19 protein-coding genes are annotated in these 20,830 nt (G+C 62.8%); 5 read left to right on the plus strand and 14 right to left on the minus strand.

The window, feature by feature from the left end; all coding sequences use genetic code 11:
• A partial coding sequence (locus tag IPP88_00005; GenBank protein MBL0121162.1) for a hypothetical protein occupies positions 1-415 on the minus strand: 415 nt, incomplete at its 3' end.
• Between the two features lie 757 nt (positions 416-1,172).
• Here IPP88_00005 and IPP88_00010 point away from each other — a divergent pair.
• A complete protein-coding gene (locus IPP88_00010) occupies positions 1,173-2,903 on the plus strand; it encodes a TonB C-terminal domain-containing protein (GenBank protein MBL0121163.1) in 1,731 nt (576 codons plus the stop codon).
• 313 nt (positions 2,904-3,216) lie between these two features.
• On the opposite strand, the gene IPP88_00015 is transcribed toward IPP88_00010, so the two are convergent.
• From IPP88_00015 to IPP88_00025, 3 genes are all read right to left on the minus strand, one after another.
• Positions 3,217-4,260, minus strand: a complete 1,044-nt coding sequence (locus tag IPP88_00015; protein ID MBL0121164.1) for a Gfo/Idh/MocA family oxidoreductase — start codon at positions 4,258-4,260, stop codon at positions 3,217-3,219.
• Positions 4,261-4,274: 14 nt separating this feature from the next.
• Positions 4,275-4,700, minus strand: coding sequence for a hypothetical protein (locus IPP88_00020; GenBank protein MBL0121165.1), 426 nt, complete (start codon positions 4,698-4,700; stop codon positions 4,275-4,277).
• Between the two features lie 175 nt (positions 4,701-4,875).
• The gene (locus IPP88_00025) at positions 4,876-5,898 is read right to left on the minus strand and encodes a hypothetical protein (protein MBL0121166.1); all 1,023 of its coding nucleotides are present in this window, start codon (positions 5,896-5,898) and stop codon (positions 4,876-4,878) included.
• Positions 5,899-6,460: 562 nt separating this feature from the next.
• Here IPP88_00025 and IPP88_00030 point away from each other — a divergent pair.
• Positions 6,461-7,093 (plus strand): DUF2087 domain-containing protein, encoded by a 633-nt coding sequence (locus IPP88_00030; GenBank protein ID MBL0121167.1) that lies wholly within the window; start codon positions 6,461-6,463, stop codon positions 7,091-7,093.
• A gap of 482 nt (positions 7,094-7,575) precedes the next feature.
• On the opposite strand, the gene hflX is transcribed toward IPP88_00030, so the two are convergent.
• The gene (gene hflX, locus IPP88_00035) at positions 7,576-9,129 is read right to left on the minus strand and encodes a GTPase HflX (protein ID MBL0121168.1); all 1,554 of its coding nucleotides are present in this window, start codon (positions 9,127-9,129) and stop codon (positions 7,576-7,578) included.
• Between the two features lie 454 nt (positions 9,130-9,583).
• On the opposite strand from hflX, the gene IPP88_00040 reads away from it, so the two are divergent.
• Positions 9,584-10,807, plus strand: coding sequence for a hypothetical protein (locus IPP88_00040; GenBank protein ID MBL0121169.1), 1,224 nt, complete (start codon positions 9,584-9,586; stop codon positions 10,805-10,807).
• A gap of 106 nt (positions 10,808-10,913) precedes the next feature.
• Here the strand turns inward: IPP88_00040 and IPP88_00045 are convergent, their stop codons facing one another.
• The 9 genes from IPP88_00045 to IPP88_00085 all read right to left on the minus strand — a co-directional run bounded on the left by IPP88_00045 (position 10,914) and on the right by IPP88_00085 (position 19,230).
• Positions 10,914-13,037 carry a hypothetical protein gene (locus IPP88_00045; GenBank protein MBL0121170.1) on the minus strand — a complete coding sequence of 708 codons (2,124 nt, stop codon included), beginning with the start codon at positions 13,035-13,037 and terminating at the stop codon, positions 10,914-10,916.
• Positions 12,970-13,845, minus strand: coding sequence for a YncE family protein (locus IPP88_00050; protein MBL0121171.1), 876 nt, complete (start codon positions 13,843-13,845; stop codon positions 12,970-12,972). The genes IPP88_00045 and IPP88_00050 overlap by 68 nt, the downstream gene beginning before the upstream one ends.
• A 442-nt stretch (positions 13,846-14,287) precedes the next feature.
• On the minus strand, positions 14,288-14,656 hold the full coding sequence (locus IPP88_00055) for a hypothetical protein (GenBank protein MBL0121172.1): 369 nt from the start codon (positions 14,654-14,656) through the stop codon (positions 14,288-14,290).
• A 35-nt stretch (positions 14,657-14,691) separates the two neighbouring features.
• Positions 14,692-15,906 carry an MFS transporter gene (locus IPP88_00060; GenBank protein ID MBL0121173.1) on the minus strand — a complete coding sequence of 405 codons (1,215 nt, stop codon included), beginning with the start codon at positions 15,904-15,906 and terminating at the stop codon, positions 14,692-14,694.
• Positions 15,907-16,030: 124 nt separating this feature from the next.
• Positions 16,031-16,339 carry a YciI family protein gene (locus tag IPP88_00065; protein MBL0121174.1) on the minus strand — a complete coding sequence of 103 codons (309 nt, stop codon included), beginning with the start codon at positions 16,337-16,339 and terminating at the stop codon, positions 16,031-16,033.
• Positions 16,340-16,357: 18 nt separating this feature from the next.
• Positions 16,358-17,152 (minus strand): ABC transporter ATP-binding protein, encoded by a 795-nt coding sequence (locus tag IPP88_00070; protein MBL0121175.1) that lies wholly within the window; start codon positions 17,150-17,152, stop codon positions 16,358-16,360.
• On the minus strand, positions 17,149-18,171 hold the full coding sequence (locus tag IPP88_00075) for an iron ABC transporter permease (GenBank protein MBL0121176.1): 1,023 nt from the start codon (positions 18,169-18,171) through the stop codon (positions 17,149-17,151). The genes IPP88_00070 and IPP88_00075 overlap by 4 nt, the downstream gene beginning before the upstream one ends.
• A 154-nt stretch (positions 18,172-18,325) precedes the next feature.
• A complete protein-coding gene (locus IPP88_00080; GenBank protein MBL0121177.1) occupies positions 18,326-19,081 on the minus strand; it encodes a substrate-binding domain-containing protein in 756 nt (251 codons plus the stop codon).
• Positions 19,048-19,230: a helix-turn-helix domain-containing protein gene (locus tag IPP88_00085; GenBank protein MBL0121178.1), complete on the minus strand. Its 183-nt coding sequence runs from the start codon at positions 19,228-19,230 to the stop codon at positions 19,048-19,050. The genes IPP88_00080 and IPP88_00085 overlap by 34 nt, the downstream gene beginning before the upstream one ends.
• A 163-nt stretch (positions 19,231-19,393) precedes the next feature.
• On the opposite strand from IPP88_00085, the gene IPP88_00090 reads away from it, so the two are divergent.
• The gene (locus IPP88_00090) at positions 19,394-20,098 is read left to right on the plus strand and encodes an ABC transporter permease (GenBank protein MBL0121179.1); all 705 of its coding nucleotides are present in this window, start codon (positions 19,394-19,396) and stop codon (positions 20,096-20,098) included.
• Positions 20,091-20,828, plus strand: coding sequence for a phosphate ABC transporter ATP-binding protein (locus IPP88_00095; protein MBL0121180.1), 738 nt, complete (start codon positions 20,091-20,093; stop codon positions 20,826-20,828). Before IPP88_00090 ends, IPP88_00095 begins: the two co-directional genes overlap by 8 nt.
• The last annotated feature ends 2 nt before the right edge of the window (positions 20,829-20,830 follow it).

Here is a 20,830-nt window from a genome sequence, read left to right on the forward strand (position 1 = left end):
GCTGATCAATGCCATCAATTACAAATGTCAGCGGCCCGGCTGACTTGGCCAGCCGCCGAAGCCTTACAAGGAGTTGATTAAATTGTTGTTCTGACACAGTGGTTTGCTTAGGCAGGACAGCGTCCAAAAGAAATATGCCTTGCTCATACAATTGGTAGCGCACTGAATCGGGTGAGTATCCGTGTGGACTCGTCGCCACCAGAAACACGGCGAGGCACGATTTTGGATTTTTCTCGACGTACTGGCCGAGGAAAACAGTCGCGCCACTTCCACTTTGTTCACCCTCAACAATCACAACGGAATTGCCGACGCGGAACATGGCTTGAACCGAGTCGATACAGTTGTCGCGATTCACCTCTTTTTCCAAGGGAAGCGGAAAATTTGAAATGCAGTCTTTTGGAGTAGTAAGTGTCATTGGTGAGGGTTGAGAAATTGAATAGAATTAGACGGCGCTGACGCGCGTGTTTTTTGGCGCGTACCATGGCCCATCCTCAAAAAAGGGCGGCAACACTTTTTTCGAAGAGTCAAAGGGGTCGGCGTCATTTGATTTCGGTCGGAATTAAAGGGGCCACACAATGACTCGTCGTGCGCGTCTTCTTTTGGACCACTTCAAGCCTATTCTGCGGCGCGGTGTATTTCTCTTGCGCCAGCGCCGCCACCCCTCGATGCCGCGAATCAACAGTGTAGGTGGGCAATTAACAAATAGCAAAGTAATTGCGCGGCCTAGGAAAGCTGCATATTTCTAGCATAAAAAGAGAAAACTCTATCACCGGCGCGCCTTTCCGGCATGAAACGGCCTGAACGGCCCGCCAGTTATAGAGTTTCGCGGCTCCCTCAAACGGATACTGCGTCCCACCTCCCGCGAATCTGACTCATCTATGTCGGCGTATGCCTGGCTCTCCTTGCGGCATTACGTCGCTTCCTGAATGTCGCCTTTGAATGTATTTCACGCGCCACGGCCGCTCCGCCGTGACAGGGACGCCGCCTGCGCGGGATCAAACGGCCGTGCGGAGGGATCGAAGGGCGGCGAGTTCTGCGTGGAGGGGCACGCGTTTGACCGCCCGCGCGTCGTCGGCTACATTCAGGACACATAAAAAAGGGAGTTTGAAATTCATAACCCCAGGCGGCTACATCTCGCACTCCTGCTCTCCCTGCTGCTTCACACGCTGCTGTTGAGCCTGACTTTCGGTGGCCAGGAACTTGGGCTGCCGGGCTTCGGCTTGCCCTGGCGGGAGCGACGGATCGAGGCGCCCGATCTGCACGTCTTGCTGGTGCCGCCGCACATCACTGCCGCGGAGCCGGCGGGTCCACCGGTCAAGGAGCCGTTGGTCCCGGCATCGATTGCGCTGCCGGTTGCCGGCGGGCCGGCCCTGCCGCCAGCCGTGCCGCCTGCGCCGGCCGTGGGCTGGAAGGCGGAAGCGGTCGTGCTGAAGGCGAAGGCCGAAGCCGAGGCCAAGCCGGTCGCAGAGGCCAAGCCAGCGCCAGAGACCGCGCCCGTTGCGGCGCCAGCGGCCGTTCCTGCAAAAACGCCTGTGCGCACCGAACCATCCGGTGACGCGGCGCCCACACCGATCCCTGAGCCGGTCGTGATCGCCACGGAGAAACCAGACGAGGCGACATTCGTCGTGCCTGTCCCGCCACCGGTGCCGGCGCCTGTGATCGCCGCCGCGCCGAGTGCGCTCATTACGCCATTCCCGGAGACCGTGATGCCGGCGCCGCGAGATACCAGCGAGGTCGTGCAGAAGAAAGCCGAACCGGAGCTGCGCGAGCGAGCCGTTGAAGTGCCCAGGCCCGAACCTCCCGAGCGCGAGGTGGAACGGCAACAAAAGCGACAGGCGGAACAGTTGGAGGCGGCGCGGGTTGAAACCGCGCGAGCTGAGGCTGCGCAACGGGAAGCCGCGCAACGCGAGGCCGCTCGTCAGGAAGCGGCCCGCGCCGAGGTCGCGCGAGTGGAGGCGGCGCGATTGGAAACTCGGCGCCAGGAGGCCGCGCGACAGGAGGCGGCGCAACGGGAGGCGCAGGCGGAGGCACAGCGCAAGGAAGCTGCACGATTGGAGGCCGCGCGAGTGGCAGCAGCAAAGCTGGAGGCGGAACGCCAGGAGGGCGCTCGTCAGGAGGCACGCGTGTCGAGGCCACGCGACTGGAAACGGAACGTCAGGAAGCCGCGCGACAGGCAGCGGCACGGAGCCAGCGCACGGGGCATTGGAAGGCGGCACGAATGGAAGCCGCGCGATTGGCCGCGGCAAAGCTGGAAGCGCAGCGTCAGGAAGGTGCCCGTCAGGAAGCCGCTCGCGCCGAGGCGGTGCGATTGGAGTACGCGATTGGAAACTGCGCGATTGGAGACCGCGCGACTGGAAGCGGCACGACTTGAGATCGAGCGTCTGGCCGCGGCACAGAAAGAGGCCGCGCGGCTCCTGGCGGAAAAAGAGGAGGACGCCAGACGGGAAGCGCGGCGTCAGGCGATGGGACGTGTGCTCAATGAAGAAGCCGCCCGCCGTGAAGCCGAGGCTGCCGCGCGTTCGCAATCCACGCTGCCCTACTCATTGAGCACCGCGCGTCGAGGCAGGCTATGGGGGCGGTCCGATGCCAACGTCGAACTCGTCCAGTATGCGGAGGCATGGGCCCGGAAGATCCAGTTCAATACGTCTGTCGACACGGTCCGCGAATTGGCGAAGCGGCCTCACACCGATCCCATGGTGACGGTCGCCCTCCGCAGCGACGGGACCGTCGAGTCCGTGACCTTTGTGCTCTCCAGTGGCGTAGCGGAAGTCGATGAAGCGATACGCCGCATCGTGCAAAGCCAGGCGCCCTATCATGCGTTCCCCCCGGGACTGACCCGCGAGTACGACGTGATCGAAGTCCGCCGGACATGGCACTTCGATACGGCTATTCGGTTGTACTGATTGGGTGGGGGCGGGCGTCGGGCGATTCAGTGCTATCTGGGGGCAGGCGACGTCTTCTTTTTTTCCGCCAATGAAGTGCACGCCGTCTGTAGCCGCCTTTCGTTTGGCATCCGCCGATGCCTTCTTGAGCTCATCCAGAATACGGGCGTCTTCCGTCTACGGCGGTACGACGCTATTTGTGCGAGTCCGTTGAGCGTTTTGCATTTATGTTTCGGGAGAATCAATCTTCTGGTAACGGAACGACGTGTAAAAGAGCAAACTCTAGCGCTGGCGCCATCATCCGGCCAATAATGCCCGGAAAGCCGCACCAATGCTAGAGTTTGGCTTCTCCGTCAAAAGGAAACCGCACGTCCACCTCCTGCCGGATCTGATCCATCCACGCCAGCGTCTGCCGCGTCTCTTTATGCGGCATCACGTCGCTTTCGATCTTGCCGGCGGCGATGCAGCGCATCGCTTCCTCGATCTCGCCTTCAAAACCATTCACCCGCCAGGGCCGCTCCACCGTGACCGGGGCGGCGCCGGTCTGCGCCAGCGTCGCGGCGGTGCCGCCCCAGAAATGCCGGTGAAGGGTGATGGTGCCGCGCTCACCGAAGATGCGGAACGCATCATCGCCGCTGCTATCGAGGCTGCACACAAACTGCGACGTGACGCCTTCCGGAAAAACGATGGTGGCGGCCATGCGATGGTCCACTCCGGTCGGGCCGATGACGGCGGAGGCGTGAATCTGCGTGGCCGGTGGGCAGTGGCCCAGCGCGGCCTCCATCACCCATCGCGTGACGGTGAGGTTGTAGATGCCGATATCCAGCAGCGCGCCGCCGGCCTGCGCGGGATCGAACAGCCGCGAGGCGGAATTGAACGGCGCGTCGAAACAGAAGTTCGATTGCATCGCGCGCACGGCGCCAATCGCGTTGCTTTGCAGCCACTGCCGCACCTGCGCATAAATCGGCAGGAACCGCGTCCACACCGCTTCCATCAGGAACACTTTGCGTTGCCGGCTGAGGGCGATCAGCCTGGCCGCCGTCAGCGCATCGGTCACCAGCGGCTTTTCGCACAGGACCGGCTTGCCCGCTTCCAGGCAGCGCCGTATCGCGTCGGCATGAAAGGCGTGTGGCGTGGCGATGTAGACGGCGTCCACAGCGGCGTCGTTCAGCACCGCGTCGATGTGGTCGCTGGCGCGGGGGTTGGTGTGCCCGGGCACGGCGCTGTCGCGGCACCACCGGTCGGCGAAGGCGCTCGCGCGTGCGAGGTCGCGGCCTTGTATGCGCGCGAGCGTGGCGCCGTCGATGTGCGTGACAGCGTCCGCGAATTTGTGGGCGATGGGCCCGGGGCCGATGATGGCCCAGCCGAAATTATTCATATTGCGTTCATCCCCTACCGGGAAATGAACTGCCTCAGCGTAACCGCTTTCAACATGTCGCCATCCTTGCAAACGTAGCAGCAATTCTCACAGCTGCGGACGCCCTTCCTGCCCGCGCCCCAAACGGCTTTACGCGGCGTCCACGCGCCGAAACAAAGCCGCTCTTCCGCCTCGCATTCGATCTTGAATTGTTTGCCCTTGCTGCCGGCGGTCAGGGCGTACGCCCTGCCAAAGCTGGGCCAGTGATGATTGCGGTCCCGCGAATAGAATTTCAGGTCAACATCGTATTCGGTGGCGTTATTGAACTTGAACGTCATCGACTCCGCGCTTGACGCCGCCGGGGCAATGCAGGCCAGCGCAAGCAATACGCAAGCAAGGCAATTGCGGCACATCGATACGCCGCACTTTGTGGTCAGCGCTTTCGCTGGTGTTTGCTGCAATGGTCACCTCCGTGGTGTGAATGTAATGGATGGCGGGTTCAGATACGAGTCAATGAAATGATAGACACCAATTTGATCTCCAATGCGACCAGCCGCTGCACGTGCGGCATGGATATGTTCCACACTTGCCATGGATCGTATCGCATTCGCAGACCGAGCCGAAGGGGTTCATGGTTCAGCGCCGCCGCTTCGGGACATTCAGGTACCAGCTGCCTGATGACACCGGCAGTTGGGCCGACTTGCAACTGAATTTGGCGTAGAACAGTTCCGGGTGCTTGCCATTGCGTTCTTCGGCGTATTTTGCGGCCGGGGTGGCCAGCGAGACACCGGGCGCGCAGCTGGAGCCGGCCTGATCGTAGGGGTACCAGTACGCCGTTTGGCGAATGCCATATTCGTCAAACGTCGCGGCGCCGAAGGGGGCGGGCGGCTTGTTGTCGAAATTCTTGATTGGCCCGTTAATCGTCACGTTGACGGTTTTGTCGTTGAAGTTCAGCTCGGCGATGCGCGCATCCGGCGGCAGATGCCGCTCGAGGAGCGTAAATACCTCCATCGGATTTCTCACCCAGTTGGTGGCGGATGGCAGCGCCTTGAGTAACGGGTATGCCTCAATGGCGAGGCCGGTCGGGTGATATCGAAAGAGGATGGGGAAGTCCTCTGTGTCGGGCCAGTCGGATTGCACACCACCGGTGCTGGTCCAGCGGCGTTCGACGCGTTTCAGGGTAGCCGGATTCTCGGCGACTTCGATCGCGCGCAGGCCGGTATCCGGTAGCGACGCGAAGTAATCAAACAGGTTGATTTCGCTCTCGATGTTGGGCGCCTGGTGTGCGGAAGCTGGCACATGCTTCTTCATCGTGCGCTCAAACCGTTGGCCCGCCGACACCGTATCGCCGTCGCAGCCGAAGTGGCGCATGGAAGCCTTATCCACGCCCTCCAGCACATACCAGTCCACACCATCTTTGTGCCACGCCACGGCCAGTGGTGCCTGGTCGTAATGCCACGCTTTCCAAAGCATACGGCAGTGCGCGACGGCCTGTGCCATCGGCATGCGCGACAGGTCGGTGAGAATGGACTGCTCCGTGGGAACGGTTTGCTCCTTCGCTTCGTTCCTGGCGTCGTAATGCCAAGCGACAAAGCCGACGACGCACGCCATCAGCGCGAGAAAGAGCATGATTTGTTTAAGCGATGTTTTTTTTGCCATACCGGATTTTGCCTCGATGCTTCGTTCTCCAAGTCATGACGAAATTATTCGGAACCAATGCGGTCGTCACGCTAAGGATAGCGCCATGACGGCCAGCGTGACTCGCTTTCTGAAAACCCCACGTCAATTGCATACCCTGTGCGGTGAGCCGCTGCATGCCTGGCCCGACCGCAACTTCAAATAGTGTCAACTTCTCAGGCAGTCACTCTCGCATTGCTTCGCCGGGATGTGGGATGGGCGGGGAGGGTTGGGCACCTTGCGCATTGCGACATCGGTGACAATCCAGGTAGTCCACTAACTTTACATGCGTCAAGAACAAGAGCGCATTTCTTCGTGCGCCATCACGTTGCTATCGACCTTGCCGGCGGTGATGCGGCGCCGTTCTCCCCCGGCGCGCAAATCCCCGGTAAAATCCCGCGAACGGTCGGCAGTTCACCCAGGCGTTGCCGCGCATTCCGATGCGAGCTAAACCTGCCATTCACCTCTCCAGGCCATGAACTTTCGTGCGTCCTGCTGCAAGCCGGCAACCCCAGCACCTTGAGTGACGCATGGGAGTCCTGTCATGAATGCATCACGTGAAATTGTGCCGCTCGTCGCGGCCGATATGTCGGTTTTCTGCAAGAACCTGCGCCAGCAACTCGCCACCGCCGGGCACGAAGCGCCCGGCCATCTCGCACTGCTGAATATGCTGGCCAAAAGCGCCGGTTATCGCAATTACCAGACGCTGAAAGCGCAGCCACCGGCCGTCACCACCGTCGCGCCCATACCCATTGCGCCCATTGCGCCCGCGGCACCCACGCATGCTCCCGCCGCACCGGCCCCATCTCCCGCGATCATGCTGCCGCGCGGCTCGACCGTGCCGCTACCCTTGCGGCGTTTGCTGACGTGCTTCGACACGCAAGGCAGATTGATGCGCTGGCCGAACAAATACGCCGCGCAGCAGACGGCGATCTGGGCGCTATGGTCGCGCCTTCCCGCGCAACGCGAGCTGAGCGAAAAACAGATCAACGATTATCTCCTCGCGTACCACACCTATGGCGATCCCGCCACGCTGCGACGCGAGCTGGTCAACGCAAAGCTGCTCTGGCGCACGGTGGATTGCCGCGTTTACCGGAAGGAATCGCGGCGGCCGAACGAGGAGACGCGGGCGTTTCTGGAATTGCTGTTTAGTCACAGCGCGTCGGTGCGGAGTTGAGTGGCTTCCGGCCCGGGCCCCCCCCCCCCCGCGGCCGCCCCCGCGGCGGGGCCCCGCCCCCCCGCGGGCCAGGGCGGGCCCCCCCCCCGGGCCCCCCAAAAAGACCGCCCCCGCGCGCCCCCCGCCGCGCCCCCCGCCGCCCCCCCCCGCCCCCCCCGGGCCCCCCCCCCCCGGCGGCGCGCGCCGGGCGCGCCGCCCCCAAGCGGGGCCCCCGGCGGCCGGCGCCCCCCGACCCCCGCGGCCCCCGGGCGCCCGCCCAAGGGGGCCCGCCGCGGGGCGCCGGGCGGGCCCGGCCCGCGGGGCCCCGGCCCCCCCGCGGGGCCCCCCCCCCCCGGCGGCGCGGGCCCCCCCCCGCCCCCCCCCCCGGTATACGCGGCGCCTTGTTGGTGCGTCGCGACGCTTTCTTTGCAGCCACTACTCTTAAGCTGTCGCGCCGGACTAAATCCGGGGCGACAGGTAACAATATTGTCAGTCCGATTTGGTTATCCCAATGCGGGCGCCGCCCGAAGCTGTTCCTGCAATCCCGTCACCGTGCCGGCATCCCCCCGCACCCGCAAGAACGCCCCTTCATTATCAGCACGCTCATCCAGCACTTCGCAGCTCGCAAAGATCTTTCCGCGTAGTTGTTGCGCCGACCACGGCAGGAATAATTCCGCCTCCACCAGATCTTTCTGGAAGAAAGCGCGGATCGAGGCATGCAGTTTCGCGACATCGCCTTCGCGCTTCGCGCTCATCACGATGCAGTCCGGATACTGCGCGCGCAATGCCGCTTCACGTTCGGCCTGTTCGATGTCCGCGTTTTCCTTTTTCATTTCCTTATCCCGACCGACCATGTCAATCTTGTTAAACACCCGAATCCGCGGCACCGCGCCGGCGCCGATTTCATCGAGCACCTTGTCGGTCACCGCGAGCTGCCGTTCAAAGCCGGGATCGCTCGCGTCGATGACGTGCAGCAGCAGCGAGGATTCGGAGGCTTCCTCCAGCGTGGATTTGAACGACGCAACCAGATCGTGCGGCAGGTTCTTGATGAAGCCGACCGTATCGCTGACGAGGATGCGCGGCACGGATTCAGGGAAGAGGGCGCGCACGGTGGTATCGAGCGTGGCAAAAAGTTTGTTGGCCACCAGTACTTCGCTGCCGGTGAGGGCGCGCATCAGCGTGGATTTGCCGGCATTGGTGTAGCCCACCAGCGCCACGCGGGCCAGTTGTTGGCCTGCCTGGCCGCCTTGCCCGGATTGGGACTGTCGCCGCGCACGCTGGGTTTGGCGCTCCACGTCCATCGCCGCGATCTCCACTTCCAGCTCGGCGATGCGGTTGCGGATTTTCTGGCGATCGAGCGCGCTATGCGATTCGCCCGCGCCACGGCCGCCGGTGCCGCTGCGCTGCCGGCCCTGCGGCCCCGCGATCTTGGCCGCCTCACGCAGCCGCGGCGACATATAGCCGAGCCGCGCGATCTCCACCTGGGCGCGCGCCGCACGCGAGCTGGCGTGACGGTGGAAGATTTCAAGGATGACCATGGTGCGGTCCATCACTTCGCAACCAACCTCAATTTCAAGATTGCGCGCCTGCGAAGGCGATATCTCGTGGTCGACCAGGATGATGTCGGCACGGCGGGTTTCCGGGTCGGCCTCGGATTGCGCCGCTGCCTTGGCGCGTGCAGCACCGCTTCTCGCCGCGCGGCCTTGCTTCGCATCTTGCACGTTCACCGGCGCCGGGGACTCTTGCGCATCATCTTCGCGTGCATCTTCGTTCGCACCGTCGTCCGCATCCGGGCTTTCATCATCGCCGGCCTCGCTGGCCTCCTCAACGCCCTCCACGAAACGGCGCATTTCCTGCCGCTTGCCGATGCCCAGGTAAGCCGCCGAATCGAATCGGGCGCGCTTCTGGATGAACGTGCCGACAACCACATAGCCCAGCGTCTTTGCCAGCTCGCGCAGTTCGGTCAGCGACGCTTCAAATTCGACATCGCTGACGCCGGTCAGGTGTACGGCCGCGACGACCGCGCGGAGGGGATGATTCCTGGTTTCAGTTTGCATTCGGAGAATTTCTGGCTTTGTTGAGAGTACGGAACGCAATCTGGAAATGAAACGCGCAGTTGCTGCCGCTAAGGAGAACAGCTTGATATTAACAGCGCATCGTCGTGGAGCGGGCTTACGTTCACGGGACGCCAACGGTCACCGATCATCCTTGGGGAAAAGTCTAGCACTGGCGGGTGTTTCCGGGAGATTTCGCGCGGAAAAGCGCGCGGATGCTGGGGTTTATGCAGCGGGAACCTGCGCCAATCCTCAAGAACCTGTCGCCCCGGACTAAATCCGGGGCGACAGCGGTATTTGAACCTTCTCCACCATTGCGAGTAAATGTTCGTCCTTGCCCGCACAGATTCCCCCGCTGCACGCCAGTCGCGCTCCACCTCCACGCGCACCGTGAAGACGCGAGCCGTCCATTGCGGTATTGTTGCGTTTCGTTTCGTTTCGTTGGGAGGGAGGCCAGATGAAACAAAATCGATCGACCCCCGCCGCGAGGCAGGCCGCGTCCCGGCCCGCGCGCGGCGCGGTGACGGATGAGACGGGCTGGGGTTTTCGCTGGCACGCGGGCCATTTCCGCACCGCCTTGTGGCTGGCAGTGGCCGCGATTGGCTTCGTGCTTGCCTTCGCGCTCAACAATGGCGCGACCGAGCAGTGGTATCTGCGCGACGGTTACGTCGCGACGCGCGCCACCATCGTAAAGGCGCCGTACTGGGCAGATGCGCTGGAACCGCAGCCGCGGGGCGAAGACGCATTCGCGGGCTGGCATGTCGACTTACGCGTGGGCGAATACCCGTTCACGCTTGCCGTCGCGCTCACCGACTTTGACCCGGACAAGAATTACCTCGATCAAAAAACATTGCCCGATGCGAACCGGTTCGCCGAGGGTTCCGTGCACCCGGTGTGGTTCTACGCGGACAGCAGCAAGAAAGAACCGGCAACTGTCGCGCTCACGCAAGGCGCGCCAGCGTTGGTGATCGGCCGTGCCGCGTTTCCGCGATTTCCGTCGCTTAATGAGGCGATCGAAAACAGTATCGAACTGCTGATTGCGCCGGCGCTGATGCTCGCGCTTGCCGCAATATATTTGCTGTTTTCGTTCGTCGGCAAGCGCGGCGGTGTTGGTGGCGATACCGCCGGCTCGACGTTCATGGCGCGCCTGTGGCGGGCAACATTAGCCGTGGTGGTGGCGTACGTGGTGTACCTGGTCAACAACGAGCATCCGCTGGCGGTATACGACGAGCGATACGTTCCCGCCGCAATTGAGATCACGCGCGCACCCTTCCACTACGACCGGCTGACCTACTACAGCGGCTACCGCGTGCTGTGGCGCACCTGGCAGGTCGAGGCAAAGCGCGTCGCGGCCGATGCGCAGGTATTCACCATCGACGTCGATGGGCTGGACCCGCGACGCACAACGTGGGCTTCGCGCCATTCACCGGATTTTTCCGCACTGCAGCCCGGCACCAAACTCGCCGTCTGGCAATCGAACTGGCATGGCTCGGGCCTGGACAATCTCGGCTCCACCAAACCCGTGCTCCTGTGGGATACCTTCCTTTCGCGCGAACGCTGGCCGGACAAATACACCTGGCGCCACTTCATCAGGGATAGCCCCGTCGCGGCGGCAGTCATGGCCACCGCTTTGCTGATGGCGCTGGTCTGGCTGCTTCCGCTGGGTGGGCGGCGCGCGTGACGTTCCGGCGCAATCGATCCTGTGAAAAGGAAGGCTTGGTTTATGGGGAAACCCCGGCGCCTGCCCCTTGGATTCCCGGTGATCGACGCAATCGATGTGGCGCCACTTATGGCGCCAGCGTCCTGCCGATGCGCGCTTTGATGGTCGCGATGTCGGCGGCCGCAATGGTGCCGGACAGGTTCAAGTCGTACCAGAAGGTGTCGCTGGCGGCAGCTTTGCCGCTGCGGGTCTTCAGGGCGGAAAGGTCAAGCGACGTGACGCCGAGCGAATTATTGACGTCGCCCACCAGGAAGCCGATCGAGGCTGTTGCGTTGGCGGCGCCATTTACGCCGGTGAGCGAAACCTTGACCCGCTGATTATCAGGAATCGCCGTGAGCGCGACAATGACGCTGTTGCCCGATGCGCTCGCGTTCGCGCTGCCCACCGGCGCCCCGGCGGCATTCACAGCCGTGACCGCTCCGGGCACGCGGATAGCTGATTCGAAGTCGAACACGATGTTGTGCCCGTCGCCGATCACGCGTGGCTCGACCGTCACCGAGCCGGCGATTGGCGTCGTCGCGTTGACCGGAAAATCGAACGTCCCCGCCGTGCCATGCGTCTTCCGCGAGAGTACCGCATGCAGAGTCGGCGGCACTTGTCTTACGGTGAACACATAGGCCGCCATCCGTCCGATGAGGGGTGAGGCCGTCGCGCCGCCACCGACCGAGCTTGATTCCGTTCCGTCCACGGCAAAGGCATAAAGGATATGGGTACCGGTGGTCAGGTTCGCGAGCGGCGCGGTGAATGGCCCGGTTCCCGACGCCTTTTGCCACGCACCCTGCCAGGTGTCCAGTTGGTAGTACACGGCCTGCACCGGTGGCGCGGTGGGCGCGTAGCTGCTGGTCGTCGTGATCGTGAACGCCGGCGAGGCGAGCGAGGTTTGATTTCCGGGTAATGCGCTGATCGCGGCAACGAGTGGCACCGGCGCCATGGCCGATTCGGTGATGGCCGTGACCACGGCGTCGTAATTATTCGCGATGTAGGTTTTCTGGCGCACCCGGTCGATCGCAATGCTGCGTGGCTCGTTGCCGGCCGCGATGATGCTCAGGAATGCGCTCGCGCCTTCAAACACGCTGATGTTGTCGCTGCCGCCGTTCGCCACGTATACCTTGTTGGTGACCGGGTTCACCGCGACATCGTGCGGGCCGGTTCCTGAATAAAGCGCGGTGACCGCGTTAGTGGCGCCGTCGATCATGACGATGCTGCCGCCACTGTCTTTGCCTGCGTAGATGCGATTGGTCACGGGATTCACCGCGATGCTGACCATCGATGTAAAACTGGGCGTGACGATGGGAAAGGTGGTGACGGCGTTGTTGCCGTCGATCACCGAGACCGAATAATCGGAATAGCAGGCGACATAGGCGCGGTTGGTGCGTTCGTTGATGGCGATTCCTTCCGGCGAGAAGCAGGTGTCGACGTTGGTGATCGTGTTCGTCATGCCATCGACCACGGTCACCGTGGTGTTCCACCGGTTGCTGACGTACACCCGGTCGGTGGCCTCATTGATCACCACGACGTGCGGGCTGGGTCCAGTAGCCAGCGTGGCAATGACGTTCTGCGTCGCGTCGTCGATCACCGATAGTGTCGAGTCGGTGTAGTTGGCCACGTAGACCCGGCCGGTCGCGGTATTGACCGCCACGCCGTGCGGGTTGTTGCCCACCGTCAGCGTGCTCGCGGTCCTGGTCGCGCCGTCGATCACGCTCACGGTGTTGGCGTCCGAGTTGGTCACGTAGATCCGGTTGGTGAGGTGGCTCACTGCCGCCGCGAACGGCGCGCCGCCCACGGGAATCCTGGTAACCGCGCCGGTGGTGCCATCGACGGCCGCGACATCATTGCCAAAGTAGTTCGTTGCGTACGCGTCGCCGGTCACCTGATTCACCGCGACGTACTGCGGGTTCGACCCGCTCACAACGGCCGCGACCGTGTTGTTGGCCGTGTCGATGACCGACACGCTGTTGTCGGACTGGTTCATCACGTAGGCGCGGTTGGTCGCGGGATTGACGCCGACGGCCGCCGGATAGTAGCCCACGTAGAGCTGATGGGCCGCGTCGGTATTCCCGTCCAGCACTGTCAGCACCCGGTTGGCGTTGCCGCCGCTTACATAGATCTCGTTGGCGGAAATGTTAATCCCCAGCGTGGTCGAGGGGTGGCCGAGCGAGAGCGCGCTCAGCGCGTTGGTCGAACCGTTCATCACCACCACATAGTTGGCGGACGGGTTGCCCGAGGTAGATCCGGTTGGTGACCGGGTTCACCAGCACCGCGGTCGGACCGCCGCCGCCGGGGACGGTGGTGGCCGTGTTGGTCGCGCCGTTGATGACGGTGGTGCCGCCGGCGCCGCATGCCACATAGATTTTGTTGGTGACCGGGTTGACGGCGATCGCCTCCGGATAGCTGGCTACCGCAACATTGGTGAACGTACGCGTCGCGCCGTCGATCACGCTCACGGAGCTTGGAGAGAAGTTGGCGGCATAGATCTTGTTGGTAACCGGGTTGACGGCGATTGCGCGTGGAGAGCGGCCCGTCGCGATCGTCGTGGTGGTGTTCGTCGCACCGTCAATTTCGGTCACGCTGTTGCTCATGTTTCCCACGTAGATCTTGTTGGTGACGGAGTTCACCGCGAGCGAATAAGGTTGCGTCCCCACCGCGACATTCGTGACCGAATTGTCCGCGCCGTCGATCACCGTCACGGTGTTGCTCCCGTTGTTGGCCACGTAAATACGGTTGGTGACGACGTTGATGGCGATCGCCGACATCCCGGTCCCGGCGGTCACGTTTGTCTTCGCGTGGGTCAAGCCGTCGATGACGACAATCGTGGAATTGACGGCGGGCATTACATAGATCTTGTTGGTCAGCGGATTGACCGCCACGGATCGCGGGAAAGCGACCGACATTATCGTGGCCACGCTGGACGCGAGCGCGACGGCCGGACAAATGCAGCACAGCAGAAACCCGGCGGCCCGGCCAAGAATTGCAAGACAACCATGCGCGCGCGATTTCATGTTGGATCCTTCCCGGTGACGGCGGCGCGGGCGCTCGTGGCCGGCGCGGCACCACCATGTCCACCGGTTGCCGGGAAACGGCGACCGGAATTGCCGCGCTCAGGCGGATGCGTCGCGAACCACACAACGCTTTCGCCCGCAAACGGACGAACAATTTGATTTTAGTGGTGACGCATGCACGGCCTTTTGAGATTCGTCAAGCAGGGGCGAGATTGCGGTGCATGACCGGTCATGCGCGGGTGTTTTGGTGGTTGCCGTGTCGAATCAAAATGATGTCGTGGCAAAAAGTCGCGGAGGCCGCGTCCTGTGACCCTGAGCGGTATGGCGCCTCAAAGTCCGCCATCGGCGAGCACCGCCAGCCGAAATGTCGCCAGAAGCCGCACCAGTGCTTGAGTTTTGTGGCCGCCAGCGACTCGTTGGCAGGCCGATGCAATGTACTTTTTCATGCGCTAAAATTCGCGTCCCGCGCTTGAGAAAACGCAAGCCCGTGCGTACCACGCACCGTTAAGATCAATTGCATCTCACGTCCGTCATTCTCCCGGCCTGTGTCAATTGAGCGCGATGGCAGTATCCTTTTTCGTGCGGAAAGAATCTGGAAAAAATGAATAAGCGCCATATTGTTGTGCTCGCTGCTTTCCTGGTCGCCGCGATGTTCTTTTTCGCGTTGGCGGCAAGCGCCGCGGTGCCCGTTTCCACCAGCGCAAATGGGATCCGCCATATGACCGGCGGGTAAGGGACAAGCGTAACTGGTGTCACAAAACTGCTTCTCGATTTGCTTTTGCGGTTTGCTGAAATCTGCGCGGCGTTTCACGTTCCTCGCCTGGCCCGTTACGGCGACTACCACTACTACTCCTGCAACCGGTCCCGCTTGGCCAGTGCCGGAAACCACCGCATCCATAGCGCGGCGACCAGCAACGTCCCGAATCCCCCCACCACGACCGAGCCGACCGGACCCAGCAGCGCCGCCGTGGCGCCTGACTCAAATTCACCCAGCTGGTTTGACGCGCCGATGAAAATGGAATTGACCGCGCTGACGCGGCCGCGCATCTCGTTGGGCGTATCGAGTTGCACCAGCGATTGCCGCACCACCACGCTCACCATGTCCGCCGCGCCGCTGACCGCGAGGGCGAGAAACGAAATGGCGAACACGGTCGAATATCCGAACACGATCATTGATACGCCGAACACTGCCACGGCGATGAACATGCGGCGACCGGCATTGCGCTGAATCGGCCAGCGGGTGAGGGTGATGGACATGAGTAACGCGCCCACCGCAGGCGCGCTGCGCAATACGCCGAGGCCCCATGGCCCGACATGCAGCACATCCTTCGCGAACATCGGCAGCAGTGCGACGGCGCCGCCCAGCAGCACCGCGAACAGATCGAGCGAAATGGCGCCGAGGATTTGCGGCCGCTGCCAGATGAAATGAAAGCCGGCGAACACGGTGGCCCAGGTCACGGGTGCGTCCGGGGGCTTCACATGCGTGTGGCGCACGCTCATGAACAGTACCGCCGCGACCGCGAACAGTACCGCGCAGACGATATAGACCACATGCGCCCCGGCGACGTAGATCACGCCGCCCAGCGCCGGCCCGCCGATGATCGCGACCTGCATGCCGCCGGCGCTGAAGGCCATCGCGCGCGGCAGCATGGCCGGCGGCACCAGCAGCGGTACCAATGATTGCTGTGCGGGCATCTGAAAGGCCTTTGCCATTCCCAGACCGACTGACAGGTACAGCAGCAGGTTGCGATCGGTCCAATGCCCGAGTTCTGCCATCGTCAGTACCAGCGCGATCACCGCCTCGGTGGCCATGCAAAGCGCCAGGATGCGCCCGCGATGCCCGTGGTCAGCGGCGTGCCCTGCCGGGAGCGTCAGCACCAGCGCGGGCAGGAATTGACACAAGCCCACCAGCCCAAGATCCCACGCGCTGTTGGTCAAGGTGTACATGTGCCAGCCGATGGCCACCATCAGCATCTGGTTGCCGGCGGCGCTCGTCAGCCGGCCAGACCAGAAGCGCATGAAGGCGGGGATGTGGTGCGGGGAGGTGGCAGGAGTGGTCATGGGGGAGTTCAACAACGGGCGACAGGGACTTTGGGTTTCGCAAGAACAAGGGGCTAGCACTGGCGCGCCTCGCAGGCCAAAAAGTCCCGGAACGCCGCACCAGTGCTTGAGTTTTCTGCGGCCGCTACAAGCTATTCGGGTCCACCCGCACCGAAGCATTATCCCCCACCACCGTCGTCCACTCGCGCACGCGCCAGGATTTGATCAAGCCGTTCAGCACATACGGATCGGCTTTCGCGAAATCTTCCGCAGCCTTTGGGGTATCGCCCTGAAATACCAGCACCGCTCCGTCGGCCGGATTGGCCAACGCTCCCGCCAGGATCAATTCACCGCGTTGGTGAGCGGCGGTGGCGTGGAGCAAGTGCACTTTACGAAAAGGTGCGCGGGCCGTGACGTAGTCGTCGACGGCGTCGTATATCAAGAGATAGTGCATGTTGGTCTCCGGGCGGGGTCAGGATGGTTGCAGGGTCGGGCGGCAGAATGTTCGTCCATGCGACGGGCCCTCAATCAATTCCACGTCCACGCCATAGAGCGTCTTGAGGCTGGCCGCCGTCATGACCTCACTCGGCCTGCCCAATGCCAGCACGTTGCCGTGATGCAACAGCAGCGCGCGGTCAGCACACTGCAGCGCGTGATCGGGATCGTGGGTACAGAAAAGCACGCTCTTGCCACTCGCTTTCAATCGCATGATTTCGTTCAGGATCAGCGTCTGGTTGCCGAAGTCGAGGCTGGCGGTGGGCTCGTCCATGATCAGCAACGGGGATTCCTGCGCGAGCGCGCGGGCGATGAGCGCGAGCTGGCGTTCGCCGCCGCTGACTTGCGTGAAGGATTTGTCCGCCAGATGGGCGATGCGCAATTCTTCGAGTGATGCGTCGGCGGCGGCGAAGTCCTTCGCGCCCGGCGCGGCGAACAACCCGAGATGCGCGGTGCGGCCCATCAGCACCACATCGCGTACGGTGAAGGCGAAATAGCTGTTGCCGGCCTGTGGGACATAGGCGATGAGTTTGGCGCGCTCGGCGGGCGTGCGGGCCTCGAGTGGCTGGCCGCCGAGCGTGATCGCGCCTGCGTGTGTGGGGAGCAGGCCGAGCAGGGTGCGGAACAGCGTGGTCTTGCCGCCGCCGTTCGGGCCGAGCACGCAGAGGGCTTCGCCGGCCTTTACAGCGAGATTGATGTCGCGACCGAGCGTGCGTCCGGGGTAGCCGTAGGCGAGGTCGCGAGCGTCGAGCAGTGTTTGTGTCGCGGTCACGGAGCTTCCTTCGCCCGCGAATGCGTGACCGCGAGCAGCCACAGGAACAGGGGTGTACCGATCAGCGCGGTCAATACGCCCGGGGGAATCTCGATTGCGGCCATGGTGCGGGCCAGCGTATCGACCGCCAAGAGGTAGCATGCGCCGAGCAGCAACGACAGTGGCAGCAAGCGCGCGAACTGGGGGCCGACCAGCAGGCGTGCGGCGTGTGGGATCAGCAAACCGATCCAGCCGATGATGCCGGAGATTGCCACCGCCGCCGCGGTGATCAGCGTGGCGCAGGTGACGATCACCAACCGCAGCAGTGAAACATTCACACCCAGCGCACGCGCCTCGTCGTCCGACAATGACAACAAATTCATGCGCCAGCGCAGCAGGAAAACCGGCGCCAGTCCCAGCAGCACCATCGGTGCCGCCACCCACAGGTCGGCCGGTGAAATCGAACTCAGGCTGCCAAGCAGCCAAAAGGTAATGGCGGGTAACTGGTTGTACGGATCGGCCAGGGTTTTCATCAGTGCGATGAACGAGCCGAACAAGGTGCCAACGACGACACCGGTGAGGATCAGCGCGAGGATCGGGTCGTGGCCGCGCACTGCATTGCCGATGAAATACACCAGCGCCACCGCCACCAGCCCGCCCGCAAAGGCGAAGCCCTGGATAGCGAGGATCGGCAAGGCGAGATAGATCGCCAGCACCGCGCCCAGCGCCGCGCCGCTGGAAACGCCGAGTATGTCGGGCGACACCAATGGGTTGCGAAACATGTTCTGGTAAACCGCGCCAGCGCCGGACAATGCGGCGCCAATCAGGATGGCGGCAAGTACGCGCGGGCCACGGATCTGGAAGATAACGGCGTCGTAGCTGGCGGGCAGGTTGTGTGTGCCCCCAGTAAGTTTGGCCCACAGGATGGTGAGCAATTCAACTGGACTGATCGAAAAGCGGCCGATGGAAAAGGCGACGAGCGTGAGCGCGATCAACAGGATGAAGGTGGCGAGGAGGAGGGTGGGGTGGCGGCTTTTCATTGCCAAAGAGTTTAGTGCACATGGCGCTTCAGTTGATTCGATCGTCCGATTAAGTGTACCGCCTGCCAGGTGGCGGCTGGTACGACAGGAGCCCGCTAGAATTGGAATCAAGAATCAATTGTCTGCCATCCATTTCGGCCGCTCCCCGAGTGAATCACGCATTCCACATCACTTTGCCCAGATCGCCAATATCGTATCCCGCCAGCGTTTTCGCATAGCGCTGGAAGACCGGCTTGTTCGCGAACTCCATCAGCGTCTGCCACGGCGCATCGAAATAGCTCGGCCGCAGCACAGCAATATCCAGGCGCTCAATGGTGAGCGGTATGAAGTCGAGGTGGAATTGCCGGGCCACGGCGCGCACCGCGAGGCCGGCATCGGCGCGCCCATCGAGAATCGCGGAGGCGATATCGGTCTCCGTTTGCGCCGTCGGTTGCACATACTTGAGTTGATCGGGATTGATACCTGCTTCGCCCAGCAATTGCAGAAATAGCAGGTAACTGCCGGCGCCCTGCTGGCGCAGAATTACGCGGATTTTCGGTTTCCGGAGGTCCGCCAGCTTGCCGATTTTCAGAGGATTTCCCGCCGCCACGACCAGTCCCTGTTCGCGCTTGGCCCATTCGAGCAGCACGCAATCCAGGTGCGAGAAGCGGTCCCGCGCCAACGCGACATTGCGATCCTCGCGCCGGCCCTCGACGCCGCCCGGTGCGGCGGGGATATGCATTGCCGCGGCGCACGCGCTGCCCGCGATCAAGCGATCCACGCCATCCATGCTGCCGTAGGTCATGGTCGCCAATCCGCAACGCGACTCGCGCACGGCCCATTCGAGCAGCGGGTCGCTGCTGCCCGCGATGACGGCCGGCGCGTTGCGCTGTGCGTTCAGGGCGCGCCGGCGGTGCTTTGCCGCACCCATTCGTCGACCAGCGTGCGTGGAAAGAGCAGCTTGCCGGATATGCGTGAATGCGGGATCTCAGCTTGCGCAACCATATCGTAAATCTTGCGTTCTTTCAGCCGCAGGTAATCCGCGACTTCCTTGGTGCTCATCAATTGGCGTACGGACATGTGTGGCTTCCTGTGCGCGGGACTGCAAGATTATGCATTTATTCCGGATGCCGGAATTCCTGCAAGTATGCCGGTAAAGTGGCGCCTCTGTACACGCGCGCGCAGGCGCCGCGCGGTTGGTTATCGTTGGCTCTTTTCGATTTCACAAACCCCACCTATCGACATGCAGGAAATTCCTCAAAGCCTCTCCCTCGCCTTCACCCTGATTGCGTCCTTTGACAGCACCCTGCTATCGATTGCGGGACTGTCATTGCGCGTGTCCGGCACGGCGGTGCTGGCGGCCTCCCTGCTGGCGTTACCGTTCGGCGCGTGGCTGGCAATGGCGCGATTTTCCGGGCGGCAAGGCGTGATCGCGTTGCTCAATGGCATGATGGGTTTGCCGCCAGTGGTAGTCGGTTTGCTGGTCTATCTCCTGCTGTCCCGCGCCGGCCCACTGGGCCCGTTGGGCATCCTTTTCACGCCGGCGGCCATGATGGTTGCGCAAGCTGTACTGATTTTTCCCATCATCGCCGCGCTGGTGCGGCAGGTCATCGAAGATGCGTGGGGCGAATACCGCGAACAACTGGTGTCGCTCAACGCCAGCCGCCTGCAGTGCATGCGCGCACTCCTGTGGGATACGCGATTCACATTGACGACGGCAGTGCTCGCCGGTTTTGGCCGTGCCATTGCCGAGGTCGGCGCGGTGATGATCGTCGGTGGCAACATTGATGGTGTCACCCGCGTCATGACAACCGCGATTGCGCTGGAAACCAGCAAGGGTGACTTGCCGCTCGCTCTGGCGTTGGGGGTGGTGCTGATTGCGCTGGTGGTCTTCATTAATATGGCTGCGCAGTTGACCAAGGCAACGGCGATGAAGAAATATGGATAACTTGAATACGGCCGCGATCGTGCCGCGAGTGCTTCCCCTGACCGTGGAAGGCTTGGGCTTCAGCGTGGGTGATGTATCCGTGCTGCGCGCAGTGTCATTCACCATCGTGCGCGGCTCGCGCAACATCGTCATGGGCCCGAACGGTGCCGGCAAAAGTGTCCTGTTGCGATTGCTGCACGGCCTGCTGGTGCCGACTTCGGGCAGCATGCATTGGGCGGAGCGCGATGCAGCGGCGGTGCGTCGCGCGCAGGCAATGGTGTTTCAGCGGCCGGTGATGCTACGCCGGTCGGTGCGCGAAAACCTCGAATTCGCGCTGCGAATTGCGGGATCGCCCGATAGTCGCGCGGCAGCCGAAGTCGCGCTGGATCGCGTCGGATTGTCGGGCCTTGCCGATCGCCCGGCGCGGCTGTGTTCAGGGGGCGAACAGCAGCGCGTCGCGCTCGCCCGCGCGTGGGCACTGCAACCGGAAGTGCTGTTCCTCGACGAGCCCACCGCGAGCCTTGATCCGGCTGCCACGCGCGCCATCGAAGAGACGATCGAGGCGATGCACGCACATGGCACGACCATCGTCATGACCACCCATAACCGTGGTCAGGCGAAGCGCATCGGGGATCGCGTGTTGTTCTTGCATCACGGCCGGCTGGTCGAGGACACGTCGGCCGGCGAATTTTTTCAGCAACCCCGGTCGCCCGAAGCGGCGGCCTTTCTACGAGGAGAACTACTATGGTGAAG

This window comes from Betaproteobacteria bacterium, assembly GCA_016720925.1.
In the GTDB taxonomy this organism is placed as follows: Bacteria; Pseudomonadota; Gammaproteobacteria; order Burkholderiales; family Usitatibacteraceae; genus UKL13-2.